The organism is Candidatus Persebacteraceae bacterium Df01, assembly GCA_030386295.1.
Classification (GTDB): domain Bacteria; phylum Pseudomonadota; class Gammaproteobacteria; order Tethybacterales; family Persebacteraceae; genus Doriopsillibacter; species Doriopsillibacter californiensis.
The window spans coordinates 112,493-137,844 of record JANQAO010000001.1 but is presented as its reverse complement, the minus strand read 5'-3'; the positions used below and the strand labels follow the sequence as shown (position 1 = coordinate 137,844).

The following is a 25,352-nucleotide window of genomic DNA, read 5'->3' as shown; positions in this document are numbered from 1 at the left end:
AAACTAATTTGCTGGACAATCCAATGCCCGACAGTCTGTTGCCGCCCAGCTTAAAGGCACCGTTTTTCCTACCTGCATGTCGGTATGGTGGCTTTTATTTGGCACTTTGACAATAAAATCTTCCACTCCGAGCAATGATAAACGTACCCGAATATGATCACCCATATAAATAAGCTCGCGGATTACCCCGTCAAAGTGATTTTCTACTGTCGCTTCAGGTTTGCCAATTTGCACTCGCTCCGGACGCAAAGATAATATTGTTGCTTCGTTATTTTCTGCCCGCACCCGTAAAGCAGTAACGTCAGCTTGACCGCCGCCAATCCGTACTCGGCAAAGTTCGTTATCCAAACCCGCTTCTACAGTACCGACAAAACGGTTGTTTTCTCCGATAAATTGGGCGACAAAAGCATTTTCAGGTTTTTCGTACAGCGTGTTTGGCGCAGCCAGTTGTTGAATAACGCCTTCATTAAAAACGGCAATACGATTAGACATCGTTAGTGCTTCCCCTTGATCGTGAGTTACGTACACCACTGTCACGCCCAGTTCTTCGTGAATATGTTTGAGCTCAAACTGCATTTGTTCACGTAAATTTTTGTCCAAAGCTCCCAGCGGTTCATCCATCAAAACCAGAGATGGGTCAAATACGAGTGCTCGCGCTACTGCTACGCGTTGCTGCTGTCCGCCCGACAATTGCGCTGGTCGGCGGTTTTCGAAGCCACTCAATCGCACCATGTCTAATGTTCGTGCTACTTTGCGTGTGATTTCATCTGGTGACAGTTTGCGCACTTCTAGAGGAAAAGCGAGATTTTCTTGCACTGTCATGTGTGGAAAAAGCGCATAATTTTGAAACACCATGCCGATACCGCGTTTGTGTGGCGGTATGGAGCTGATGGGCTGATTATTAATGTAAATTTCTCCGCTTGTGAGCGTTTCGAATCCGGCCAGCATCATCAAGCTGGTAGTTTTACCTGAGCCCGACGGGCCAAGTAGCGTTAAAAATTCGCCTTTGGCAATGGATAAACTCAGGCCTTCAACAATCAGTGTCTTGCCATCATAAGACTTTTGTACTTGGTCAAAAACAATGTGTGCGTTTTCTTCAGTCATTTTAAGTATTGTAACCGACCTTAATAGGGAATTCCCATCGGCTATTTTTGTTGCTGTAGTCGCTCTTCTAAGTAGCGAATGCCAAAATCACTAGCAGCAAATTTTTCATCTGCCAATAGCATATTGTGCAATTCTAAATTGGTGGAAATTCCGTCTACTATGTATTCACGGATAGCGCTTTTCATTCGCGCAATGGCGTGGGAACGATCTTCACCATGAGTAACTAACTTGGCCAGTAAAGAATCATAAAATGGCGACATCACATAACCGCGATAAGCGTGCGAATCCACCCGTACGCCGGTTCCGCCGGGCGGATGATATTCATTTATTCGCCCCGGTGACGGGGTGAATGTGTGTGGATCTTCGGCGTTGACGCGGCATTCCAAGGCGTGGCCGCGAAATTCAATATTTTTTTGCCGCAACCGCAGCGGTATCCCAGAAGCAATGTAAATTTGCTCACGTACGATATCTACGCCAGTAATCATTTCCGTTACCGGGTGCTCTACTTGTAAGCGGGTGTTCATTTCAATAAAAAAGAAATCGTTACCGTCATACAAGAATTCAAAAGTGCCGGCACTAGTATATTTTATTTTGCGGCAGGCAGCGGCGCAATCTTCACAAATTGCCCGCAAGCGTTTCGGGGAGATATTAGGGGCTGGTGCTTCCTCAATCACTTTTTGATTGCGCCGCTGCAAGGAACAGTCGCGGGTGCCTAAATGTACGGCATCTTTACCGTCGCCGAGTATTTGCACTTCAACATGCCGCGGATTATCCAAAAATCGTTCCGCATAAAGTGTGTCATTGCCAAAAGCGGTTTGCGCCTCTCGTTGCAGTATGGGTATGATGTTTTTCAGACTCAATTCATTGTGTACCACGCGCATTCCACGTCCACCACCGCCCGCCGCTGCCTTGACTACCAATGGAAAGCCCACTGCCGTCGCCATACGGACGGCTTCGTCTTGTTGTTGCGGCAAGGCATCTCCGGAACCGGGTACTGTTTTGATGCCGAGTTTTTGCATTGTCTTTTTGGCCGCGATTTTGTCTCCCATCAAGCGAATTGTTTGCGCGTCTGGACCAATAAAAACGAAACCACTTTTTTGTACCTGATCGGCGAATTCGGCGTTTTCGGACAGCAATCCGTAGCCCGGGTGAATGGCTTCGGCGTTAGTAATTTCAGCAGCGGCAATGATGGCGGCCTTGTTGAGGTAGCTTTTCGTTGCCGGAGCTGGTCCTACGCAAACGGCCTCATCAGCGAGACGCACGTATTTGGCGTCGCGATCTGCTTCGGAGTAAATTACTACTGTCTGCACCCCCATTTCGCGGCAGGCGCGCTGCACTCGTAGCGCAATTTCTCCCCGATTGGCGATGACAATTTTTTTTAGCAAGTTATTCAATAATAAACAACGAATCGCCGTATGACACGGGACCACCGCTTTCCGCGAGAATGCTTATTACTTTACCCGACACCGTTGCTGGAATTTCATTCATCAATTTCATCGCTTCAATAATACACAGGGTTTCTCCCGCCTCCACCGTCTGTCCAACACGGACGAACGGCGACATCTCCGGTGACGGAGCACGATAAAATGTGCCGACCATCGGTGATGTGATGGTTGTGCCTTTGACAGGCTCCTCAGCGGCGGGGGTTACTGGTTTGGCGGGTACCGCATCGTTGTCAGAAGGCACGACAACAGCGGGAGTGGGAGCAACTGGAAACAGCGGGGCAGCTCCTTTTGCCAAGCGTAATTTGTCATCCCCTTCGCTAATTTCCAATTCCGTTACCACGGTGGAGCCTTCAAACAGCTCCAGTATGGTTTTAAGTTTTCTTAAGTCCACAAAATTCTCCGAAATCGCCAAATACTGACAATTTTCGTTATCTTACAACAAAAATCTATGAACAAGCAACAATTTATGAAAAAAATAATTTTTGCTGGGTAACAAGCTATTTTCCAATAAGCGATAAAATCAAACGCTTTCAATAAACGTTAAAATTTCTTCTACTGAATGGAATTCTCCCAATTTGGAGGCTTTTATATTTCCTTTATTATCCAACAAAACGGTATAAGGAATAATGCCGGTTTTATTATCATTATTTTGAAAAAAATAGAAAATATCAAAAGATGAAGTAAAAATATCGTAAGTTACCGGTTTTTCGCTGATAAACTTTTTTACTAATGTGGTTTGATCAACGGCAATGCCGACAAAAGGCACATTCGCTATGTTTGCTGCCTTGTCCAATAGAGGCATTTCCTGCCGACACGGAGTACACCATGTCGCCCAGAAATTTACTAAGCGTAATGCCGGTGCCGAAGCTCCTAATGTGGTTTTACTGCCGTTTAGTGTAGCAAGCGGTGCTTTAAGAATATCAAAGGTTGTTTCAGCAGGCCTGTGACTATGGTCATCGTGATGGCCGCCGTGATGACTATGATGAAGCGCACCAAGCACAGCAAATGACAACCCAGCGGTAAAACAGATCCCAGCCAGCAGATTTTTTCCTGTCATTGTCGTTCGTGATTACAGTAGTGGCACGATGAGTAGAGCGACAATGTTGATTATTTTAATCAGTGGGTTAACCGCCGGACCGGCGGTATCTTTGTAGGGGTCACCTACTGTGTCGCCGGTTATTGATGCTTTATGCGCTTCCGAGCCTTTGCCACCATGGTTACCGTCTTCAATATATTTTTTAGCGTTATCCCAAGCACCGCCACCAGCAGTCATGGAAATGGCCACAAAAATGCCAGTAACAATCGTTCCAATGAGCAACCCACCCAAGGCAATGGGACCTAATACCAAACCCACTATCACAGGCACTACTACTGGCAACAAGGATGGCACCAGCATTTCACGAATAGCTGCTTGGGTTAGCAGGTCGACGGCACGGGAATAATCTGGTTTTGCCGTGCTTTCCATGATGCCGGGAATTTCCTTGAACTGTCGGCGCACTTCTTGCACTACGGCGGCGGCGGCGCGTCCCACTGCTTCCATTGCCATGGCGCTGAATAAAAACGGAATTAAGCCACCGATGAACAAACCAATGATAACTTTTGGGTCTCCTAGCAAAAACTGTACGTCAGAATAATTTTCGCTGGTTTCCAAAGCGCTGGTGTAATCGGCAAAAAGTACCAGCGCAGCCAATCCCGCCGAACCAATGGCGTAACCTTTGGTTACTGCTTTAGTGGTATTGCCAACCGCGTCTAGCGGATCGGTTACCTGTCGCACTTCATCGGGCATTTCGGCCATTTCGGCAATACCACCGGCGTTATCGGTGATGGGACCGAATGCATCCAACGCCACAATAATACCTGTCATGGAGAGCATGGAGGTGGCAGCAATGGCGATACCATAAAGACCAGAGTAGGCTACGTCTTCAACGTGGGTCAACTCGTATGACACATAGATAGCTGAGCAGACAGCTAAAATTGGTGGCCAGCAAGATTTCATGGAAACCGCCAGTCCAGCAATGATATTTGTTGCATGACCCGTTTCAGAGGCGGCAGCAATGCCGCGCACTGGCGCAAAAGCTGTGTCAGTGTAATACTGGGTAATTGCTACCATTGCTGCCGTTAGTAACAAACCTACAATAGCACAGGAATACAATGGTGCGAAAGACAGCATTTCGCTTTGTGCTGCCACAAAAGAAGTGACTGGCACATAAAGCACGGCCGCTGTGCTGCCGGCGATGACCAAGCCGCGGTAAAGCACATTCATTAAGGGGCTGCCGGCGTTAACTTTTTTGAGCACGCTGTCAATGATAATAACAAGAGGCTTAAAAGGACCAAAACTGCGATTAGACGCAACAAATAAGCAACCGATAATGGAGGCGGCAATGGAGGCGCCTCCCAGCATCAGTGGATACATTACTGCGCTTTCGTCACCACTACTGCCATAAGCCAGCGCACCCAACAGCATGGTAGCAATTACGGTTACAGCATAGGTTTCAAATAAATCAGCAGCCATACCAGCACAGTCGCCTACATTATCGCCTACATTGTCGGCGATAACAGCCGGGTTGCGTGGGTCGTCTTCGGGTATACCAGCTTCTACTTTACCGACGAGGTCGGCGCCGACATCAGCTCCTTTAGTAAAAATGCCACCGCCCAGCCGAGCAAAAATGGAAATCAACGAACCACCAAAACCCAAACCGACAAGCGGGTGTACGATATCTTTTAATGCAGTGCCGCCGTCTAAACCATTTGCACGTAACATAGCATAATAACCGGCGCAACCGAGAAGGCCTAGCCCCACAACGAGCAAGCCAGTGACGGCGCCGCCGCTGAAAGCTACGGTTAACGCTTGATCTATGCCAGTACGTGCCGCTTCGGCAGTGCGAACGTTGGCACGAACAGATACGTTCATGCCAATATATCCCGCCGCTGCAGAAAACACCGCGCCAATGCCAAAGCCGACGGCGGTATCCCAACCCAGCGCAGCACCGACGATTATAAATAACGCCACGCCGACAATACCGATGGTGCGGTACTGGCGATTAAGGTATGCTTGTGCGCCTTCTTGCACGGCACCGGCAATGGAACGCATGCGTTCGTCGCCGTCTGGTAGGCTGAAAATCCATTTGACCGACAAAGCGCCGTAAATAATCGCGGCAATACCGCATAAGATAGTGAGATATAACATGGTTGTCATAAGGAAATTCTCCACAAATAAAAAACAAGCGTCTTTGCGCTTAAAAACAATCTTTTTTACTGATTGCTGTTGAAAAAAGCTGATTTTACCAAAAATTCAGTGGTGCCCTGCGGCATTGTGTCTTTGTTTTCGGCACGGTTGGATGAATTTTATAGAAGAGGCACCATTCATCCTATTCGTACGACAGTTTGTCAAGTTTGTGTGACGAGATGAATTTAAATATCAAGGAAACTAAAGATTTTACTGGGAACGGTATTTTTTCGTCTTTTTGCAACGCTTAAGATTAGGCTACCGAATTAAATAAATCTGTCGACAATAACAGTTACCATTACTAATCAACGTGTAGTGGTGAGGAAAGGCTTTTTGTGATTGCGATACGGAATTCATTTTTTTACTCAGTTTAAGACGGCAATTGTTGGTTGTCTCAAAAGGATAGGTTATGGAACAATAGGAGGGCTTGAAAAACAACAGTAGCATCCCTATAATACGTTTTATTAGCACTCGTGTAAGAGAAGTGCTAACAAAAAAAATGATAAGCATTATTTCAAAACAAAAAGGAGCCTTTTTATGAGCAAGACAAGAATTCGTCCTCTGCATGATCGCCTGTTGGTGCGTCGCATTGAGGAAGAGCGCAAAACTGCAAGCGGAATTGTTATTCCCGATGCGGCAGCAGAAAAACCCGACCAAGGAGAAATTCTTGCTGTTGGTAATGGAAAAATTCTAGAAGACGGTAGTAAGCGTCCGCTGGATGTTGCCGTTGGTGATCGTGTGCTGTTTGGCAAATATGCCGGCACCGCCGCCAAAGTTGACGGCGAAGAATTGTTGGTCATGCGTGAAGATGACGTGATGGCTGTTATTGAAGTGTCCAAAGGCAAGAAATAATTGTTGCCTTTGCCTATTAAAAAATTATAAGGAGAACCTAAAACATGGCTGCAAAAGAGATTAAATTTTCCGAAGAGGCGCGGCGCAATATTCTAAAAGGCGTGGAAACGCTTTCCCAAGCAGTCCGCGTGACGTTGGGACCCAAAGGACGCAACGTTGTTATTGAGCGTTCGTTTGGTGCGCCAACCATTACCAAAGACGGTGTGTCAGTTGCTAAAGAAATTGAGCTGGAAGACAAGCTAGAAAATATGGGTGCACAAATGGTTAAAGAAGTCGCTTCTAAGACTTCCGACGTTGCCGGCGATGGCACTACCACAGCTACCGTGCTGGCCCATGCAATGGTGCGAGAAGGCATGAAATATGTGGCGGCGGGCATGAATCCAATGGATCTGAAGCGCGGCATTGATAGTGCTGTGTCAACCGTTACTGACAATCTCAAGAAAATCTCCAAAGATTGTCGCACCCGCACAGAAATTGCGCAGGTTGCTTCTATTTCGGCCAATGCTGACAATAAAGTAGGAGAAATTATTGCTGAAGCGATGGACAAAGTCGGCAAAGAAGGTGTTATTACTGTTGAAGATGGTTCGGCACTAGAAAACGAATTGTCAGTGGTAGAAGGCATGCAGTTTGACCGTGGTTACAGCTCACCTTATTTCATCAATACGCCAGAACGGCAAATGGCTGTGCTGGACAATCCATTAATTTTAGTACACGACAAAAAAATCTCTGCTATCCGCGACATTTTGCCGGTTCTGGAGCAGGCTGCCAAAACAGGTCGGCCATTGTTGATTATTGCTGAAGAGGTGGACGGCGAAGCGTTGGCCACTCTAGTAGTGAACAACATGCGTGGTACCATCAAGGTTTGTGCCGTCAAAGCCCCTGGCTTTGGTGATCGTCGCAAGGCTATGCTGGAAGATATTGCTATTCTTACCAAAGGACGCGTGATTTCCGAAGAAGTTGGCTTATCTTTAGAAAAAGCAACGCTGGAAGATATGGGTCAAGCTAAGCGCGTGGAAGTTGGTAAAGAGGAAACCACTATTATTGACGGAAAAGGTGGCAAAAAAGACATTACTGCTCGCGTGGAATCCATTCGCCAGCAGATTGAAGATACGTCAAGCGACTATGACCGCGAGAAATTGCAAGAGCGCGTTGCCAAGTTGTCTGGTGGCGTGGCAGTTATCAAAGTTGGCGCCGCGACCGAGGTGGAGATGAAAGAAAAGAAAGCGCGTGTAGAAGATGCTTTGCATGCTACTCGTGCTGCGGTGGAAGAAGGCATTGTTCCTGGCGGTGGTGTGGCATTAATTCGCTGTCAGAGCGCCGTTGCTAAAATCAAAGGCGACAATGATGACCAAGCTGCCGGAGTGCGTATTGTTTTGCGTGCTTTAGAAGCGCCGTTGGGTGCTATTGTCAACAACGCTGGCGAAGAATCGTCGGTGGTGGTGAATGAAGTGCGTGCAGGTAGTGGTAACCATGGTTACAATGCTGCCGCTGGCAAATATGGCGATATGGTGAGGATGGGAATTATTGACCCAACCAAGGTCACTCGTTCGGCATTGCAAAATGCTTCGTCTATTGCCGGTTTGTTACTAACCACCGATTGCTCGGTGGTGGAATTGCCAAAGAAGGAAACCCCACCGCCGCCAATGCCCGGCGGTATGGATATGTAGGCATCAAGCTTATTTTTCCTTTGATAGGACCCACGCATTTGTGTGCGTGGGTCTTTTTTATGGTATTTTGGGCACAAATTCGGAGAAAATCAAAAAAACAATGATATGTGCGTTGAAAGTTTCTGCTATTGTTGTGCTCTTACTGAAATTGCGGTTTAGCAAAAAATTAACCGTGCCTAATACCATTCGGTATTTTTAGCCATCCAATTGTGGGAAACCAGCAAGTAACAGACGATGTTATTTTCGGCGGGTGTTTTTCGGTGGCGCTATGTTACCAGCAAATTTTTCGGGTAATCGGCAATACCGGAATTGTTGGCAACGCCTTTAAGTTTGGGCAAATTTACTTTTTTCACACTGATAGTTTTTTGTGTGCGTAGATAGCTGGCCATAATTTCCCACATTGGCGGACCGTCGGATGGATTGGCGGTTGACCAGCCAGCTACGGTATAGCGTTTGTTAGCTTCAATGGATTTGCCGGAATCTAGACGCATGTCGGCAATGCGTGTGCCAAATGTCGATGTCGGCTCTAGTGTGTAGTCCATACCGCCTACCCGCACCATGTCACCGCCTTGCTGATAGTAAGGATCAGGATGATATAAGTTATCGGCGACGCTTTCTAAAATAGTTTTGAGTTCCTCGCCGTGCATTTCACGAACGTAAGTTTCGGGATATGTTGTTGCGGTAACATTCATTACATCTTCCATGCGCACGGCATCGCCTGCTAGCACACTCGGTCCCCAGCGGAAACCCGGCGACAGAGCGATTTGTGCGTCATAATGTGACCGGAGTGAGTCTAAAATTACTTGGTCCATGGTGCCGTTAAAGTTACCACGTCGGTACAGTGTTTCATCCGCTATCGCTAACTTTTCTCCTAGTGCGGCGGCGTATGGTGTGCGTACGGTTTCAATATGTGCCGCCATCGTTCTATCCGTTGGCAAGGCATTTGCGAACACGGGTAACAAATGATAATGAAAATCGCTTATGCCATTGCTGTCAAAAGCGATGTCTAAACAGCCAACAAATTTGCCGCTACAGCCGCTATTGAATACCATCGTATTGTCGATACGTCTTGGTTGGCAAAATATATCGTGCGTATGCCCTCCCAATATGAAATCAATCCCACGCACATCAGCGGCAATTTGTGCGTCTAAATCAGCTCCGTTGTGTGAAAGTAGTACCACGGCATCGGGTTTTTCATTAGCACGAATGTGCTCAACTTGCGTTTGTAGCTCAGTGCGGCGCACTCCAAATGTCCAGTCTGGAATAAAACGTTGTGGATTGGCAATCGGAGTGTATGGAAAAGCCTGTCCGATAACGGCAATACGGCGTCCGCCAAGTTCGCGCATCACCCACGGTTGAAACGCTAAGCCGCTGTCTTCGTCATAAGCCTCGGCGCCTTCAAATAAAGCATCTTCTTTGACGAATACATTTTGTGCTAAGAAAACGCCGTTGAATTCTTTAATTCGCGTCCGCAGCGTTTCAGCTGGATAGGTAAATTCCCAGTGACCAGTTATAACGTCTATACCAAGCAGGTTAGCAGCTTCCACCATGTCGGCGCCCATTGTATAAAGCGCAGTTGCTGAGCCGTGCCACATGTCGCCACTGTCTAGAAGCATTGTTTTGTCAGTGCCATAAGATTCGCGCAGTTGCCGAATCAAATGCGCCAAGTGTGCCAGGCCACCTGCTTTTCCATAGCGTGCGGCCAATTCTTCCATGCCTAAATAGGTGGTCGCATGCGCTAGTGGGCTACCGGAGGCAATGTTGTAATATTTTAGAAATGCGTCACCCACCAAATGTGGAGGTTTGCCGCGTGCGCTGTGTAACCCTAGATTGACATGCGGCTCGCGAAAGTAGATCGGTGAAAGTTGTGCGTGAATGTCGCAGGTATGCAACAATCGCACATCACCATAAGTCGCCACATCATACAAGTCACTGTGACCTTCTCCCCGTGCCGTTGGTAGCATACCCACCGCGCCAGCTGCCGCTAGCAGTTGCAAAAATTCCCGTCGTGAACTCAATGCACGCGCTCGTTGTGGTTATGACCTGATGAATGCTCGCCGTAGTCTCGCAGTTCATCATAACGGTTAATCTGCGCGACGGAAAGAATGTTTTTTGTGCGTAAGTAATACATTAAATGTGTAAGACGTAGCTTACCTTGCAAATCGGCAATTTGTAAAACCAGCTCGGCTAGAGATTTTTCATTAGCCGCGGTAGTTGAAAAGAGTATATCCAACGCTATTTCTTTAGTGATAAGAGGTTGACCTAGTGCTTGAGCCCCTTCCGTCATTTGTGCCCCCCAGCAGTTGTATTTCTTTTTCTTGTGCCGGCGAAAGCGCAAGACGCTCGGTAAGCGCCAAAATATGGCGCGGGCCAGGATAATGATTTAATTCCGCTCCAGCGCAAAACCCATGCCGTTGCCAGATGAATAGTCTTCAATTGCTTTGTTGGACAGTGCTTTAATGTCGCGTTGCTGCCATTCAGAATAAAGTGATTCGGCAACGGCAACGGAGGAAAGCAAACAAACGGTAACGACAGTCGGGTAGCGCGAAAAAACATCATTTACGGGTTTATTGAGGAACAGCCAACTTCCAAACGATTTTTGCTTTTTCCGCCTGTTCAATAGCCAGTTCCGCTTCCCGTTTGGCGCGGGCGGCGAGTTTCTGAGCTTCTTCCAACTTGCCGGCGGCTAACGCTTCGGTTGCGCCTTTAATGCGCTTGGCTGTATAACGCCATTCAAAGTCTACACTTGCTGCTTGTTGACGGAGAGTTTCAGCTTCTTCAATGAGCGCGCCAATTTCTGCTTCATTTGCCGCTTGAGCGGGTGCGATAAGAAGTAAAAAGATTGCCGTCGTTACTGTTTTTTTCAGTATTGTCATTTTCTTACTCCTGGGCCATTAACGGGTAAGCCGTTGCTCATGAAAGTCATAAAATATTCCACATTGCGATACGGCGATGATTGTGCTTTGAAATGCTTGGCTCCCTGATCGCGGTGACAAGCGCGAATGCGTTTGTGCAATGTGGCGATGTGGTCCCACTTCAGGCGAAAATTCGGCCAGTGTGTAACTTCGCCCAATGCCGGATGCAATACTTCGGTGCGTACCTTTGTTCCTGCCCCTTGCACGTGACAAGTGGCGCAAGAGTTATTGAGATAGCCGCGCTTGGAATAATAAAAGCGTTTGCCTTCTTCGTATGCCGCTAGAGCCGCCTCGCTTTGAACTTTAATATCAAAACGCGCTCCCCGCGACACGTGAGCCATATATGCGGAAAGTGCCGTGATACCGCCACGTTCCCATTTTAGTGCCGTTTCGCCGTTCGTTTCGCGACATTGGTTTATTGCCCATTCCAAAGTGACCACCTCTCCGGCATTGTCGTCAAAATAGGGATAGTTGTGCCGTACTTTGCCGTCACCAAAACAGTCGGGATAGCCCTTGCCGTTGGCAAACGGTGTGTGATAAAGTGCTTCGCCTTTTTCAATGGCTTCTTCGTAAGGTGGAAACTCTTCAATCTGTTCCCATTGTTCTCGAGCCTGTTGGTCAATAGCGTATACGCCATTGACAAAATCATCAAGCGGCACGTCGGGAAAATGTGTTTGGAAATATTTAACAAAAGCCGCGCGGTCTTTTTCTGGTTGATCTTGTGGTGCGGCAGATGCCACCGGCATCCCTGTTGCTAATGCCACCGCCAACACTGCCGCTTTTAGTCTATTAATAGCGGTCATTTAACTGTCGCCTTAGTGCTAACTTCCTCGCCTTTGTTGTCTTTCCAGTGCAATATAATTTCATCACCGCTACTACCCTGATAATAAAACTTCAAGTAAGGGTTTTTGGAAACCGCAGGTCCCAAATTAGCAGTAAAAATAATTTCATCGTCAACTGTCGCCGTTAGCTGTTCAATATAGTGGGCGGGAATAATTTTGCCTTCTTTGTCTTTTACCTGTCCTGATGCCATTGGGTGTTTGGCGATGAGTTTGACTTCCACCGCATTATCTTTTATTTTTGCTTTGACTTTCATTATATTCTCCTCGTTTAGTGCGCAATCATTAACCGCCGCAACCGCCGATGGTTACTTTGACTTCTTTAACTGCGCCGATAAGCTTGCCGTCTGCTGTTTGCACAATAGCGTGCACTTTGGAACCTTTGCCCATTTTGATTCGGGTAGAAATGTTAGCGACAGACTTGGTACTCATATCAAAGGAACTAACTAAGGGTGCCGGATTTTCCTCTACAAAAATAGCGATATTTTTGACTGGGCCGTCGTATTTGACTGATATGGGCACTACGGCGCCGTTTTCGGCAATTTCGGGAGCTTTAAAAAGCACCGCATCACTAACGGCATAATCTTCAGTGCCGTAGAGAGCTTTGATGCTTTCTTGCATTTTTGTGCTCTTGAAAGCTTGTGTTGGCCACGCCGCCAAAGCTTTTTGTGGCAACACAGCCAAAACTCCAGCCATCCATGCGCCGGCTTGTAAAAATAATCGTCGTTGCATAATTATTCTCCTGTCACAGGGTGTAGAGATAGTCAATAACTTTTTCAATTTCTTCATCAGTTAAGATGCCATGCTTGCCAAATGGAGGCATTGCCGAAATGGGATTGGCTACGGTGGGGTCGTATAGTCGCGCTCGCAAATCATTGCGATTGGGGAAACGCGCTTTTATGGCAACGAGCGGTGGTCCCATGTTGCCTGGTGATTCGCCGTCAGCGATGGCATGACAGGCGAGGCAATTGCCGACGCCACTAGTACCGCGTCGTTGAAAAGCAATTTTTTTGCCTTCGGCAACGTTATCTGCCAGCACAGGTATTGCTAGTGAAGACAAGAGCATCGGCAATGTAAACATTACCGCGAGTGTTTTTTTCATAGGATATTTCCTCTAATCTCTTTCCACATTTATCTTATCACAAGCCGAAGTTTTTGGAGGAAATGTTTGCATAACACCAAGAATATCAAGGAATGCCGTGTCTGAGTAATTTTAGTTTCAAGAATTATTCAGAGTGTGAAGACAACGGTGGCACAGGCACTTGACATCAGTGGTCAGGTCGTTGGCTTAATCTTCCGCAATATCCGCCACAACAGCGCCGGCAGCTTTTGCTAATTCATCGGCTGCCGCCGGAAATACGGCATATGCTGACCCCGCCGCTGCCCACACAACGGCGTAACGGCGTAATTTTTCATCAAACACTACTGGAAACGCTGTTAGATGTCCCAGCGGCGGCACGCCGCCAATTTCAAAACCGGAGTGTTGTTTAACAAATGCAGCGTCAGCTTTAGTAACCGTGCCGCCTACTGTTTTTGCCAATTTATCTGGCGCTACGCGATTTACGCCCGACAATACCGCTAGTACCGGGCTGTCATCGGTTACACGACGAAACATCAAGGATTTGGCGATTTCACCGACAGTACATTCCAGTGCTTCTGCTGCCTGTGCCGCAGTGGCCGTATTGTCTTGCAATGCTCGTATCTGGGTGTGTAACCCAGCATTAAGCAGAGCTTTGCGCACACGCTCTATGCGCTCAGCGCGCGGTGTTGTCACTCGTTATCGTTTTCTTGTTCTGGCCAATTGCGGATGTACTCTTTGAGCAGGCGATTTTCATAATTAATTTGTTTGGCAAGGCTACGGGCTACATCGTAAAACGACACAATGTCGGTCAAACTGCCGTCTTGTACCACTGGTAGATAGCGAATGTGATTATCAATCATCAAGCTGCGTAGTTGCTCCACACTATCATCGGGTGTGGCACAGGAAGAATGTTCTTTGTCTATGATGTCGCCGCACAATGTGCAGGAACCAGATTCGTAACCTTTTTCGTGCAGCGTGTTGAGCACTTCGCGAAAAGTTACCATGCCGACAAATTGATCTCCGTCGTACACCACTACCGAGCCAGTGTCGTTTGTTACCATGATATCAACGGCTTTAGTGACGAGATCTTCGACAGAAACCGACAATATCTGCCCTGCTCGTTTTTTTGTTTTTATAATGTCTTTGACTTGCATGAACTACTCCTGATTGTTGTCAAATTTGGATAAGAATATCATATCATCAATAAAGTGTCATAAAACCGCTGGCGCAATGTGGGAAAATACTAATGTGTCCGCCAAGCCGCCCGCTGCTACCTCTCCGTCCTTCGTTCCGCCCGAATCTTTCCCCGACGCTGCCCTACGTCCGACCTCGCTTAACGAATATGTCGGTCAACCGTCAACTAAACGGCAACTGGAAGTTTTTATTGCGGCGGCCAAAAAACGCGACGAAGCATTAGACCATGTGTTGTTGTTTGGGCCGCCGGGGCTTGGCAAAACAACGTTGGCAATGATTATTGCCGCCGAATCGGGTGGTACGTTGCATTCTACTACCGGCCCAGCGTTAGAGCGTGCCGGTGACATAGCTGCTTTGATGACTTCTCTTACCGCCGGCGACACGCTGTTTATTGATGAAATTCACCGCATGCATCCAGCTATTGAGGAAACCATGTATTCGGCACTGGAAGATTTTCGTTTGGACATTATTATCGGTGAAGGTCCTACGGCGCGTTCTGTGCGACTGGATTTGCCGCGGTTTACGTTAATTGGTGCTACCACCCGTCCAGGGCGGTTGACGGCACCTCTACGTGATCGTTTTGGCATCGTTTGTGGTTTGGAATATTACAATGATGACGATATGCGTGCCATTGTTCACCGTAGCGCTAGCCTTCTTAATATCAAATTTAAAGATGACGGTGTTGATGAAATAGCTCGTCGTGCCCGCCGTACCCCGCGCATTGCTAACCGTCTGTTGCGCCGTACCCGAGATTTTGCTGAAGTGGAAGGTGACGGTATTATTGACGGCAAAACGGCAGCGGCGGCTCTGACTATGCTAGACGTGGATAACGCTGGGTTGGACAGCATGGATAAGCGTTATTTGGATGCGTTGCTTAACAAATTTGGTGGTGGTCCCGTTGGTGTGGACACTTTGGCAATGGCTATCGGCGAGACGGCGGACACGCTGGAATCATTTATTGAGCCTTATTTAATCAAAGAAGGGTTTTTGGCGCGTTCACCGCGTGGGCGCGTGGCACTACCGGCAGCAGCAAAACATTTTGGATTGCCGGTAGCAAATATCCCGAAATTATGGGAAAAACCAGAGTAACGATGGATTTGTTTATCCTGCCGGTGCGTGTCTATTATGAGGATACTGACGCCGGCGGAGTGGTATATCATGCCGCCTATGTGCGCTTTTTTGAGCGCGCCCGAACCGAATATTTACGTCAACTGGGTTTTGAATTGCGTCGCCTAGCGGCAGAGGAAAGCGTTTTGTTTGTGGTGCGGACAATGACACTGGATTTTTGTCGGCCAGCATTTTTGGATGATATGTTGCAAGTAAGTGCGACCATTTCTACCTGTGGCGGAGCTTCTGTGGATTTTACGCAAACTGCTGTCCGCGCTGCCGATGGCGAAACGGTTGCTTCGGCAGCTGTGCGCGTGGTGTGCGTAAAAAATGGCAGAGCGACTCCCCTACCAGTAACGCTTGCTGATAAAATTAAATTATTATGAATGATGTTGGGTTTTTATCGCTTATTCTCAAAGCTAGTCCGGTGGCACAGTTTGTGCTGCTTATTCTATTTGTGCTGCTGTATTTGACGGTTTGGAAAATTTTACGCAAGCGATTGGGTTTGCGTCATTACGAGGAAGATAGTGATTTGTTTGAAGACGATTTCTGGCACGATGGTGATTTGGACACTATTGAAAATCGTGCCAGAGCTGGCGATTACGGCAAGCAGGGACTGTCAAAAGTTTTCATTGCCGGTCAGGAAGAATTCAAAAAAGCCTGTGAAACCAGTGGTGAAAATGTTGAATTAATATTGGAAGGAGTACGGAGAGCAATGCTCACATCCATCCAACACGAAAATGTTTACTTAGGACGGCACATGCAATTTCTTGCTACAGTTGCTGGCGTATCGCCGTATATCGGTCTACTGGGAACGGTGTGGGGGATTATCAACGCTTTTCATTCCCTGACTCAAACGTCACAAGCTACGATAGCGTTGGTGGCACCGGGCATTGCCGAAGCGCTAGTAGCAACGGCGATGGGGCTTTTGGCGGCTATTCCGGCACTCATCGCTTACAATTATTTTGCTCAGCGACTGGAACAAATGGAAGCGCGATTTGAAAATTTTTCCAATCAATATCTCAACATTTTGCAGCGCACCCTGTGAGCAAACGCCTCGCCCCCATCAGCAATATCAATGTCGTTCCGTATTTGGACGTCATGCTGGTGTTGCTGGTGATTTTTATGATTACGACGCCGCTATTCAATCAAGGCGTAGTGGAATTGCCGTCGGTGGGTGATGCGCCATTGAGTGAGCAAAAGCCGGAAGCGGTTGAAATTATTTATTCAGAAGCGACAGTTAATCCGTATCGCATTATTGACCGCGCCAACGACGAAGAAACGGCTCAGCTTAACATCACCGAATTATTAGATTTATTGAACCAAAAAAAATTATTGCATCCCGACAAACCAATTATCATATCAGCGGCAGAAAAATTGGAATATAAAAATGTAATGGCGCTTTTGGGTAAGTTGCAGCACGAGGGCTTTAACCAAGTGGGGCTGGTGGCTAAAAACAGCGACGGCAATTAGGCAATGCAACTCTGGCGGGACGTAGCTGCCGACCGGGAGGAAGAAGGCAAAATTACAACGGCCGTTCAGTCGTTGGTGCTCATCGGATTGTTTTTTTTTCTGTTTTTTGTTCAGTTCAGCTGGCATTTTTCGTTGCCACAATCGGTGATACAGGTTTCTCTGGTGCCAACGCCGATAGCACAACCGCTTCGGCAGAAACCTACGATTGAAGCGGAGCCACAGCCCGAGCCGGAACCCAAAATTGAACCGCAGCCACAGAAACCTACAGAAGCCGATATTGCCTTAGAAAAAAAGCGGGAAGAAGAATTAAAGCGTAAAGAAGAAGAGGAGAAAGATCGGCGAAAGAAAGAAGAAGAGCAGCAACGAAAGGAAAAAAAGCGGGAAGAAGAATTAAAGCGCAAAAAGAAAGAAGAGGAGAAAGATCGGCGTAAAAAGGAAGAAGAGCAACGGAAGGAAGAAGAGAGAAAGCGGCAGGCTGAAGCAACGCAAAAAAAAGCTGAGTTGTCAGCACGTAGGGAAGAATTGGAAAATCTTAGCAATATATATGTAGGTCGCATTATCAGCAGTATAGAGCCGTACCTCATCACGCCGGCGTCGGCACAAGATGTTGATAATTTGGTGGTGGTGGTGGAAGTGCTTTTAGATTCTGGCGGAGAATTATTGGGGATTCCGATGGTGGTGGAAAGTAGTGGTCTGCCACAGTATGATGAAGAAGCTGTGCGAGCAGTTATGAAAGCTGCACCGCTCCCACTCCCCAAAGAGCGAGAGTTGTTGGAAGAGTTTAAAAAATTGCGCCTGCATATTAGCCCTGAATGAGACGGTTATAATAATGGCATGACTTTGTTGCCGTGTGCTCGCCATTTTTGGCTGTTGGTTGCTTTATTTGTTTTATCATCACCTGCTCGTGCTTTAGATTTGCGGCTGACCAGCGGTGACTGGCGTCCCATCAATATTTTTGTGGAAAAATTTGCCGGAGAAGAAACGCTAGCGGGACAGCCGCTGTCCGGCGTAATTCATGATGATCTCTCCCACACAGGACTGTTTCGCAGTTATTCGCGGACAGTCAGTAGTTACGGTGGTGTGGATACTGCCCGCTTGGTTGATGTTCGCAACCGCGGTGGGGAATATTTGCTAACTGGACAGGTACGCAAAGACGGTGCGGCAGAGCTGCTTTTCTTTGAGCTGCATGATGCACTCACCGAAAAAAGCCTAGGCGCATTCAGTATCAATTTTGACGCACAAACGCAGCGCACGGCAGCACATCAAGTTGGTAATTGGGTATTTGAATCCATTACCCGCAAGCCCGGTATTTTTCATACCAAAGTGGCTTATGTTCGGAGAGCCGCTGACGGCAGCAACGCTTTGCGCGTCGCTGACTATGACGGTCATAATGCGCAGACCATACTGACCAGCGACAACAATATTATTTCTCCCACGTGGACGCCGGACGGTAACGAATTACTGTATGTGTCATTTGAGCGGCGCAAGCCGGTGGTTTACCGTCAGTCTTTGCTGAACGGCGAACGGCGAGTGGTAGCCAATTTTCGTGGTAGCAACAGTGCTCCGGCGATGTCGCCTGATGGCAGACGAATTGCTGCTGCGCTCACCGAACATGGTGGATTGCAACAGATTTATTTGCTGGGTGGTAATAGCAAGCAACAAATGCGTCCCGAATTAGAATCCGGTATTATCAATACTGAACCTACTTTTTCGCCCGATGGCAAGCGCATCGCATTCACTTCGGATGAGGGAGGAAGCCCGCAAATATACGAATACAGTCTGGATAGCGGCCTAACGCGACGACTAACTTTTGGTGGTCGAGAGGCGGTTTCACCTGATTATGACTCTGCTGGTGCACGAATGGTTTATGTGCAGCGACAAAAAGGTGCCAACAATATTGCGCTGCTGGATTTGTCATCGGGAAATACGGTAGTGTTGACCGACATTCAACAGGCGGCGGCACCTACATTTTCTCCCAATGACGTGATGGTACTGTTTAATGACGAAAAGAAAAGAGGTAGTTTATCTATTGTGTCGGTTAATGGTAAAGTATTGTCTGGATGGGGCGTTAAAGAAACAGGAAAAATAATTAATCCTGTTTGGGGGCCTATAAAGTCCAAATGGTATTGATTCAATATTAGAAAATTGAAAGGATTTAACATGAAAGGGCGGGTGTTAGCAAGCACTATTTTGATGGCTTTTTTAGCCATTTCCGGCTGTGCGCAAAAAGCAAATTATTCGGGTGACATCAAAGACGAACAGGCTGAGGTTGACGTGGTAGATATTACCTCAACGAGTGGCGTGAGCGATGATAAGACACCGGGATTTACCTCTCAACCTGACGCCATTGATGATGAGCGCAAAGGTGACGGCCTGCTCAAAGAACGGCTGATCTTTTTTGATTATGATAAGTCTGCAATCAAAGAGCATTACTTGCACATTATTAGCGCGCATGCTGATTTTTTGGTTCGTAATCCTTCCATGGGAATTATTTTAGAGGGTAACACCGATAACCGTGGTAGCAACGAGTACAACCTTGCGCTTGGCCAGCGGCGAGCCGACGCGACGCGGGATATTATGCTTTCAAGCGGAGTCTCTCCCTCCCAAATAGAAACACTAAGTTTTGGCGAAGAAGAGCCGCGCGCACAAGGCGAAAATGAAGAAGCGTGGGCCAAAAACAGACGTGTTAGCATTCGTTACAACGACGAATAAACACCACTTTTTCTTTTTTAACGTTGCCGCCACTTTGTTGGCGGCAACGTTTTTGTCATCGCCGGCTCAAGCACAAATTTTTAACGATAATGTCGCGCGTAAGCAGGCAGTTGAAAACGGCAAACAAATAGAGAGCTTGCTCGGTGTGGTCCGATCTTTGGATACACAAGTTAAAAATATTCGCACCCAGCTGGTGTCTATATCAAAAAAACAGCAAGACACGGAACAGCGGCTACGCAGTCTTTCCGGAGAAATAGAAGAGTTGCGCGCCACCAATGACGGTGAGTCGGTTAATACATTGAAAATTCGATCTCAACAGTTATCGGTTGACCAAGAACAGCTTTCGGGGCGTACTAATGCATTGGAAGCGCAGTTAGCAAAAATAACGCAACAGTTTCAAGAAATCAGTCAGTATGTAGACATTCCTGAAGAAAAAGAGTTATATGCTGCTGCATTTAACGCTTTTCAGGAAGAAAACTACGAAAAAGCTGTTAGAGGTTTTCAGCGGATGTTGCAATACTATCCTGACGGTCAATTCAACGCCAATGCCGGTTATTGGATGGGGCAGGCATTTATGTCGTTAGGGAAATACCAAGAAGCCGTCAATACGGCACGCGATACAATTGCGTTGCACGGAGACAGTGACAAGGTGCCGGATGCAATGTTGACTTTAGCTCGCGCCTTGCGTAATTTGAGTGAAAAAGAGCAAAGTGTGCAGGTATTGGAACAATTGATTGACAGTCACCCTACTACGTTGGCAGCGGATAAGGCACGGCAATTGCTGGTGCAGTAGCCATGTCTGCTGCATTTCGCTCACCTGCCGTTTTTCGTATTATCGGCGGCAAATGGCGCGGAAGAAAAATTCATTTTCATTCCTCATCTTCCTTACGTTCCAGCGGCAGCCGCGTTCGTGAATCACTATTCAACTGCTTGGGTCAGCGGTTGGACAATCTTAATTGTCTAGACTTGTTTGCCGGTGGTGGCGCGCTGGGGTTGGAAGCGGCTTCCCGAGGCGCACAGACGATTACTTTTGTGGAAAAAAATATTACTACAGCAAATGCAATTCGGTGCACGGTAAATTTATTAAATGCGGGCAATGTGCAAGTGCGCCGAGCTGACGCTTTTACTTTTTTGTCGGAGGCAAAGGAATTTTTTGATGTCATTTTTTTGGACCCGCCATTTTCTGATTATGTTGATGATAAACAATGGCAACATTTGTTAGAAAAAGTGGCACCACGACTCAACGCCGGCGGCACTGTGTACTGTGAGAGTGACCGGCATATCGTACCACAAGCCGGTTGGGCTGTGAAAACGCGGAAACAAGCCGGCGCTGTATGCTGGCAACTGCTTTCTCAGGTATGATTCGCGCGGTTTTCCCAGGCTCTTTTGATCCCATTACGTTGGGGCATGAAGCGTTAGTTTGGCGTTCATCGGGGGTGTTTGATGAGGTTATTGTTGCCGTCGCCGCGGGGGTGCACAAAAAACAATTTTTTCGTTGGAAGAGCGGTTACAAATGGCGCGACAATCATTTGCTTCCGTTGATAACATTCAAACGCTATCATTTGACGGGTTACTCGCTGATTTTTTGCGCCGACAAAACAGTCGCATTATCTTGCGTGGATTGCGTGCAATTTCTGACTTTGAATTTGAATCGCAGTTGTCGCATATCAACAAGATGTTGGATGGCAATTTAGAGACGTTGTTTTTGCCGCCCAGCCATGAATATATTCATCTTTCTTCAACAATAGTGCGTGAAGTTGCCCAGTTGGGTGGGGATGTGCGTAAATTTGTGTCGCCTCATGTGGCTGAGGCATTGCTCAAAAAAATTTCCTAAAATAAACGCAGATGGCACTAAAAATTACTGACGAGTGCATCAATTGTGATGTGTGTGAGCCGGTTTGCCCTAATCAAGCGATTTATATGGGAGAGGAGATTTATGAAATTAATTCACTCCGTTGCACTGAATGTGTTGGACATTTCGATGAGCCACAGTGTGCCTTGCGTTGTCCTGTGGATTGTATTCCCAAAGATCCAGCGCATCCAGAAACGCAAAATGCATTACTTAAAAAACATATTCGTCTGACAAGCGAAAAATAATTGTTTAATCTACGAAAGCGATACATTCATCGCGAAACAAGTCGTTGATAAGTTCGCGTTTTCGCACAAGTTCAACTTTATCACCGCTTACCAGCACTTCACAGGGGCGTGGATGGCTATTGTAATTTGACATCATCGCCGCTCCGTAAGCACCGACATCGCGTACCGCTAGCACGTCTCCTGTCACCGCGGTCAAAGTGCAATTGCGACCGAGTATGTCGGCGCTTTCGCAAATTGGGCCGGCTACATCACCGGTTAGTGGTGGAGTTGTAGTATTTTTGACCATTTCAATACGGTGCATGGCATCATACAACATCGGTCGCAAAAAGTCGTTCATACCCGCATCCACAAGCCAGAAATATTTATCGCCAGCCGGTTTCATATATTCTACCGTAGTTAGCAATACGCCGGCTGTTGCCGTAATTGAGCGCCCCGGCTCCATCCAGACTGGAGTGTCAGAAAAAAAATCGGCAAGGGTCGCATCATAAGCGGCAAGTGATATATCAAGTGTGGAACCGTTGTCATAATCCACAGCAAAGCCACCTCCCATGTCCATGTGTTGCACGGTGATGCCTGCTATTCGTGCCTGTTTGACTAATTCAACCATTGCTTGTGCAGCACTTATGTATACTGCTTCGCGGCAGATTTGAGAGCCTAAATGGCAGGCAAATCCCAAAAAGTTAATGTGTGCGGAGGAGGCTGCTTGTTGTGCCATAGCCAGTGCAGTTGCCGGCGGTACACCAAATTTACTTTCCTTGACGCCGGTGGTTAAGAAACGGTGAGTGTCGCCATCCACATCTGGCGTCACGCGAACGGCGATTGGAGCCATCTTTTGGTCGGCTTCGGCGATGCTTTCAATCCGCGTCATTTCTTGCGCCGACTCCACATTAAAGCAGCCGATACCAGCTTGAAGCGCTGCCTTAATATCGTCTGCACTTTTTCCGACGCCGGAAAAAACCGTTTTGCTTGCGTCACCTCCCGCGGCCAGCACTCTCGCTAGCTCTCCCGCTGACACAATATCAAAACCGCAACCGGCATCGCATAACACTCGGATAATGGCCAGATTGCTATTGGCTTTGACGGCATAAAAGAAGCGCGGCGTGCTTTTTGGAAAAGCGGCTTTTAATTGCGCTAAATTGTCCAATAGAACTTGTTTGGAATACACATAGCATGGCGTGCCAAAACGTTTTGCCACCTCCACCAGCGGCAAGTTTTCCACAAACAAGTGTTCGTCGTGCCGAGAAAAACCACTCATTGTGGCATAGTGGATTGGGCTTCTTTCGGTAGCCGTAACGGCCCCGTTTTGCCACACCCGGACAGGATTAAAAACACGCAAAAGGCACTAAGCAATAACAATCTCATGGTATGATGAAAGCATTATAAACTGACTGGGAAAAGCGATGGACGAAACCGAATATCATAATATTTGTGATGAACTATTTATGCGTATTGAAAGTGTGTTGGACGATGCTGGCGTGGATTATGAATCCAATGGCGGTATGATTGAAGTGTTGTTAGATGACGATGGTAAAGTTGTTATCAATCGTCAGCCGGCATTGCAGGAAGTGTGGGTTGCGGCGCGAAGCGGCGGTCACCATTTTGTCTGGCGTGACGGCGGCTGGCACGACACCCGTTCTGGTGGGACACTATCTAATTTATTGCTAGAGGTTGTTGGCGTCGGCATTCAATAACAAAAGATAGTGATTAATTATTGGCAAAAAAGGTGCGGTTTTTTTGACAATGCAAGCGGCACTACACTTTTCGTATCGGCAGGATAATCAGTTCACGCATGGAAGCGCGAGTAGTACCCAGTCGTGCTTCATAATGAGCACGGTTGGCTAGTACATGCTTAACATATAAACGTGTTTCTAAAATGGGAATGTTTTCTATATAAATAAGTAAATCTCGGCCGCGGTTGCGTTTGTCCCAACGTACTGCCCGCGCTGGACCGGCGTTGTAAGCGGCCGCAACTTGTACCGGATGTGCTTTGAATCTACCAGCTAAATCGGCAAGGTAAGTAGTGCCGATAATGACATTGGTGCTTACGCGCGTGAGTCGGGAATGGTTATAGCGATGGTAACCATGTTTGCGAGCCACTAGCTGCGCCGTGGACGGCAATACTTGCATTAGACCGTGAGCTTTGGCGGGTGAAACAATAGTTGACATAAAATGACTTTCTTGTCGGATTAGTCCATAGACAAAGGCATGGTCAAGATTGAATGTATCACTGTTGCCGCTAATGGTGTCGTGATAAGGCAGAGGAAAGCGCAAATTGTGTGCCTGCGGCAGATAATTGGCAGCATCAATGGACGCCAAATGCCATTCCGCTACTGCTGCTGCTTGTGATGCCGCTAGCAAAATGGCGTTATCTGTTTCGTCACGAACAGCATGGCGCCAAATTTTCCGTGCTAGAGAATTTTCGCCCGCTTTACGTACTGCCATCGCCAAAGCAAAATCTCCTTGCGGTTGTGCAGACAACTCGGTTGGCGCATTTTGAATCATTACTAGTGGCATGTCCGATGCCTCGCGCGCTAGTAAACCGTAATAATCATCTTCATCAGCAGCGAGCGAGCGCATGAGCGAGAGCCCTTGTTTTGTGTTGCCAGTTTCTAGCGCGGCTACGGCCCGCCAATAGCGCCACGTTGACAATTGTGCTTCGTCGGAAGGCATGGTATCAATAGTTGCCGCTATATCGGTGTAATCGCCGGCGCGTAAGGCAGCTCTCACTCGCCACGCCCGCGCATTAGTATCATAGATAGCCGCTGGTGATGCAAGGCGATACAATGCTAATGCGTCTTGTCGGTGCCAGCGGGCTGCCCATTCAGCAATAGCCAACCACACTTGGGCGTTTTCTTCTTGGTTAAAATATTGTGAAAAAGCTTTCCATCGGCTAATGGCAATGGACGGGCGGCTGCGGGCGGCGGCCATTGCTGCTATCATTACCAGAGATTGTTTTGCTGGCGTGTTAAGACCGTGTTTGCCGAGAATATGTCGTTGTGCGCTATTGGCAACTTTGCGCACCTGCTGATAAGAGAGATTAATAGGAAAATGACGCAATAGCCGTTTCGTTGCGGATAATTTTTTACTGCCAGCAAGATCGCGCACCTTCATCCATACGTCTTGCTTGTTCAACACGCCGTTTTTTATGGACTGCCGATAGGCGGCAATACACAAGGCATCGTTCATGCGCGAATCGTTGTGCCAAATATCACGCGCTTGCTGTTTGCCGTTGCCGTTGCGAAGTTGCAATAACAATTGTCCACATGGTGGCAAAATGCCGTCCAATTTAGCAAGTTTCTTCCACAAGTTCTTTTCGGCATAATGCGTTGCTAGCTGTTGTATGGCATTGTCACGCAAAAAGGCGGAAGGTGTTTTTTGTGCGACGGTCTCCAGTTCTGCCGGTTTCTTCCTGCGTAAGTTGATTACACCTTGCCAATATTCCAATAAAGGAGTGTACACGCTATTGGATGGGATTTTTTTAACCTGATTGGTAAATGATTTAGCGTGGTCACGCAAAAAAAATTGGCGGGCTGTACTTAATTCTTTGCTTTCAGCGGCTAGCGCGCCGATATTAGCGGCACTAATTAGAAAGATAAAGACAAAGTTAAGCCCCCTCATAACAGTGATTTTACAGGCTTAA

29 protein-coding genes and 2 pseudogenes are annotated in these 25,352 nt (G+C 47.4%); 14 read left to right on the top strand and 17 right to left on the bottom strand.

Features of this window, described 5'->3' with window-relative positions:
* Nucleotides 1-3: 3 nt before the first annotated feature.
* The 5 genes from NQX30_00690 to NQX30_00670 form a co-directional block, all read right to left on the bottom strand.
* Entirely contained in the window at nucleotides 4-1,104 is a 1,101-nt protein-coding gene (locus tag NQX30_00690) for an ABC transporter ATP-binding protein (GenBank protein MDM5146905.1), read from the bottom strand.
* A 41-nt stretch (nucleotides 1,105-1,145) separates the two neighbouring features.
* Nucleotides 1,146-2,489, bottom strand: a complete 1,344-nt coding sequence (gene accC, locus NQX30_00685; GenBank protein ID MDM5146904.1) for an acetyl-CoA carboxylase biotin carboxylase subunit — start codon at nucleotides 2,487-2,489, stop codon at nucleotides 1,146-1,148.
* Between the two features lies 1 nt (nucleotide 2,490).
* Entirely contained in the window at nucleotides 2,491-2,940 is a 450-nt protein-coding gene (accB, locus tag NQX30_00680; GenBank protein MDM5146903.1) for an acetyl-CoA carboxylase biotin carboxyl carrier protein, read from the bottom strand.
* A 129-nt stretch (nucleotides 2,941-3,069) separates the two neighbouring features.
* The gene (locus NQX30_00675) at nucleotides 3,070-3,606 is read right to left on the bottom strand and encodes a TlpA family protein disulfide reductase (GenBank protein MDM5146902.1); all 537 of its coding nucleotides are present in this window, start codon (nucleotides 3,604-3,606) and stop codon (nucleotides 3,070-3,072) included.
* Between the two features lie 12 nt (nucleotides 3,607-3,618).
* Nucleotides 3,619-5,745 carry a V-type H(+)-translocating pyrophosphatase gene (locus NQX30_00670; protein MDM5146901.1) on the bottom strand — a complete coding sequence of 709 codons (2,127 nt, stop codon included), beginning with the start codon at nucleotides 5,743-5,745 and terminating at the stop codon, nucleotides 3,619-3,621.
* A 567-nt stretch (nucleotides 5,746-6,312) separates the two neighbouring features.
* On the opposite strand from NQX30_00670, the gene groES reads away from it, so the two are divergent.
* Complete coding sequence (groES, locus tag NQX30_00665; protein MDM5146900.1) at nucleotides 6,313-6,627, top strand: co-chaperone GroES; 315 nt, start codon at nucleotides 6,313-6,315, stop codon at nucleotides 6,625-6,627.
* Between the two features lie 44 nt (nucleotides 6,628-6,671).
* Nucleotides 6,672-8,294 carry a chaperonin GroEL gene (gene groL / locus NQX30_00660; GenBank protein ID MDM5146899.1) on the top strand — a complete coding sequence of 541 codons (1,623 nt, stop codon included), beginning with the start codon at nucleotides 6,672-6,674 and terminating at the stop codon, nucleotides 8,292-8,294.
* Between the two features lie 266 nt (nucleotides 8,295-8,560).
* On the opposite strand, the gene soxB is transcribed toward groL, so the two are convergent.
* The 10 genes from soxB to NQX30_00610 form a co-directional block, all read right to left on the bottom strand.
* Entirely contained in the window at nucleotides 8,561-10,312 is a 1,752-nt protein-coding gene (soxB, locus tag NQX30_00655) for a thiosulfohydrolase SoxB (GenBank protein MDM5146898.1), read from the bottom strand.
* Complete coding sequence (locus NQX30_00650; protein ID MDM5146897.1) at nucleotides 10,309-10,632, bottom strand: hypothetical protein; 324 nt, start codon at nucleotides 10,630-10,632, stop codon at nucleotides 10,309-10,311. Before NQX30_00650 ends, soxB begins: the two co-directional genes overlap by 4 nt.
* Nucleotides 10,633-10,677: 45 nt before the next feature.
* Complete coding sequence (locus NQX30_00645) at nucleotides 10,678-10,812, bottom strand: hypothetical protein (GenBank protein ID MDM5146896.1); 135 nt, start codon at nucleotides 10,810-10,812, stop codon at nucleotides 10,678-10,680.
* 49 nt (nucleotides 10,813-10,861) lie between these two features.
* Nucleotides 10,862-11,170 carry a hypothetical protein gene (locus tag NQX30_00640; protein MDM5146895.1) on the bottom strand — a complete coding sequence of 103 codons (309 nt, stop codon included), beginning with the start codon at nucleotides 11,168-11,170 and terminating at the stop codon, nucleotides 10,862-10,864.
* Entirely contained in the window at nucleotides 11,167-12,012 is an 846-nt protein-coding gene (soxA, locus tag NQX30_00635) for a sulfur oxidation c-type cytochrome SoxA (protein ID MDM5146894.1), read from the bottom strand. Before soxA ends, NQX30_00640 begins: the two co-directional genes overlap by 4 nt.
* Nucleotides 12,009-12,305 carry a thiosulfate oxidation carrier complex protein SoxZ gene (gene soxZ, locus NQX30_00630; GenBank protein ID MDM5146893.1) on the bottom strand — a complete coding sequence of 99 codons (297 nt, stop codon included), beginning with the start codon at nucleotides 12,303-12,305 and terminating at the stop codon, nucleotides 12,009-12,011. The genes soxA and soxZ overlap by 4 nt, the downstream gene beginning before the upstream one ends.
* Before the next feature lie 28 nt (nucleotides 12,306-12,333).
* Nucleotides 12,334-12,780 (bottom strand): thiosulfate oxidation carrier protein SoxY, encoded by a 447-nt coding sequence (gene soxY, locus NQX30_00625; protein MDM5146892.1) that lies wholly within the window; start codon nucleotides 12,778-12,780, stop codon nucleotides 12,334-12,336.
* Between the two features lie 13 nt (nucleotides 12,781-12,793).
* Entirely contained in the window at nucleotides 12,794-13,150 is a 357-nt protein-coding gene (gene soxX / locus NQX30_00620) for a sulfur oxidation c-type cytochrome SoxX (protein ID MDM5146891.1), read from the bottom strand.
* 186 nt (nucleotides 13,151-13,336) lie between these two features.
* On the bottom strand, nucleotides 13,337-13,822 hold the full coding sequence (locus NQX30_00615) for a YbaK/EbsC family protein (protein MDM5146890.1): 486 nt from the start codon (nucleotides 13,820-13,822) through the stop codon (nucleotides 13,337-13,339).
* A complete protein-coding gene (locus tag NQX30_00610; GenBank protein ID MDM5146889.1) occupies nucleotides 13,819-14,283 on the bottom strand; it encodes a CBS domain-containing protein in 465 nt (154 codons plus the stop codon). Before NQX30_00610 ends, NQX30_00615 begins: the two co-directional genes overlap by 4 nt.
* 154 nt (nucleotides 14,284-14,437) lie before the next feature.
* Between NQX30_00610 and ruvB the strand changes: the two are divergent.
* The 11 genes and pseudogenes from ruvB (at nucleotide 14,438) to NQX30_00555 (ending at nucleotide 21,712) form a co-directional block, all read left to right on the top strand.
* Nucleotides 14,438-15,412 (top strand): annotated as a pseudogene (gene ruvB, locus NQX30_00605) (Holliday junction branch migration DNA helicase RuvB).
* Nucleotides 15,394-15,816, top strand: a complete 423-nt coding sequence (gene ybgC, locus NQX30_00600) for a tol-pal system-associated acyl-CoA thioesterase (protein ID MDM5146888.1) — start codon at nucleotides 15,394-15,396, stop codon at nucleotides 15,814-15,816. The pseudogene ruvB and the gene ybgC overlap by 19 nt, the downstream one beginning before the upstream one ends.
* Complete coding sequence (tolQ, locus tag NQX30_00595) at nucleotides 15,813-16,478, top strand: protein TolQ (GenBank protein ID MDM5146887.1); 666 nt, start codon at nucleotides 15,813-15,815, stop codon at nucleotides 16,476-16,478. Before ybgC ends, tolQ begins: the two co-directional genes overlap by 4 nt.
* Entirely contained in the window at nucleotides 16,475-16,903 is a 429-nt protein-coding gene (locus NQX30_00590) for a biopolymer transporter ExbD (GenBank protein MDM5146886.1), read from the top strand. Before tolQ ends, NQX30_00590 begins: the two co-directional genes overlap by 4 nt.
* A 3-nt stretch (nucleotides 16,904-16,906) precedes the next feature.
* Nucleotides 16,907-17,719, top strand: a complete 813-nt coding sequence (locus NQX30_00585; protein MDM5146885.1) for a cell envelope integrity protein TolA — start codon at nucleotides 16,907-16,909, stop codon at nucleotides 17,717-17,719.
* A gap of 18 nt (nucleotides 17,720-17,737) precedes the next feature.
* On the top strand, nucleotides 17,738-19,033 hold the full coding sequence (locus NQX30_00580) for a Tol-Pal system protein TolB (GenBank protein ID MDM5146884.1): 1,296 nt from the start codon (nucleotides 17,738-17,740) through the stop codon (nucleotides 19,031-19,033).
* 30 nt (nucleotides 19,034-19,063) lie between these two features.
* Nucleotides 19,064-19,615 carry a peptidoglycan-associated lipoprotein Pal gene (gene pal, locus NQX30_00575; protein MDM5146883.1) on the top strand — a complete coding sequence of 184 codons (552 nt, stop codon included), beginning with the start codon at nucleotides 19,064-19,066 and terminating at the stop codon, nucleotides 19,613-19,615.
* Nucleotides 19,560-20,408, top strand: a complete 849-nt coding sequence (gene ybgF, locus NQX30_00570; protein MDM5146882.1) for a tol-pal system protein YbgF — start codon at nucleotides 19,560-19,562, stop codon at nucleotides 20,406-20,408. The genes pal and ybgF overlap by 56 nt, the downstream gene beginning before the upstream one ends.
* Before the next feature lie 2 nt (nucleotides 20,409-20,410).
* Entirely contained in the window at nucleotides 20,411-20,977 is a 567-nt protein-coding gene (gene rsmD / locus NQX30_00565; GenBank protein ID MDM5146881.1) for a 16S rRNA (guanine(966)-N(2))-methyltransferase RsmD, read from the top strand.
* Nucleotides 20,974-21,449 (top strand): annotated as a pseudogene (gene coaD / locus NQX30_00560) (pantetheine-phosphate adenylyltransferase). The gene rsmD and the pseudogene coaD overlap by 4 nt, the downstream one beginning before the upstream one ends.
* 11 nt (nucleotides 21,450-21,460) lie before the next feature.
* Nucleotides 21,461-21,712, top strand: a complete 252-nt coding sequence (locus NQX30_00555; protein ID MDM5146880.1) for a YfhL family 4Fe-4S dicluster ferredoxin — start codon at nucleotides 21,461-21,463, stop codon at nucleotides 21,710-21,712.
* A gap of 4 nt (nucleotides 21,713-21,716) precedes the next feature.
* Here the strand turns inward: NQX30_00555 and lysA are convergent, their stop codons facing one another.
* The gene (gene lysA / locus NQX30_00550; protein MDM5146879.1) at nucleotides 21,717-23,024 is read right to left on the bottom strand and encodes a diaminopimelate decarboxylase; all 1,308 of its coding nucleotides are present in this window, start codon (nucleotides 23,022-23,024) and stop codon (nucleotides 21,717-21,719) included.
* A gap of 88 nt (nucleotides 23,025-23,112) precedes the next feature.
* On the opposite strand from lysA, the gene cyaY reads away from it, so the two are divergent.
* Nucleotides 23,113-23,403 (top strand): iron donor protein CyaY, encoded by a 291-nt coding sequence (gene cyaY, locus NQX30_00545; protein MDM5146878.1) that lies wholly within the window; start codon nucleotides 23,113-23,115, stop codon nucleotides 23,401-23,403.
* A 61-nt stretch (nucleotides 23,404-23,464) separates the two neighbouring features.
* Here cyaY and NQX30_00540 read toward each other — a convergent pair whose 3' ends face one another.
* Nucleotides 23,465-25,330, bottom strand: a complete 1,866-nt coding sequence (locus NQX30_00540) for a lytic transglycosylase domain-containing protein (protein MDM5146877.1) — start codon at nucleotides 25,328-25,330, stop codon at nucleotides 23,465-23,467.
* Nucleotides 25,331-25,352 lie beyond the last annotated feature (22 nt).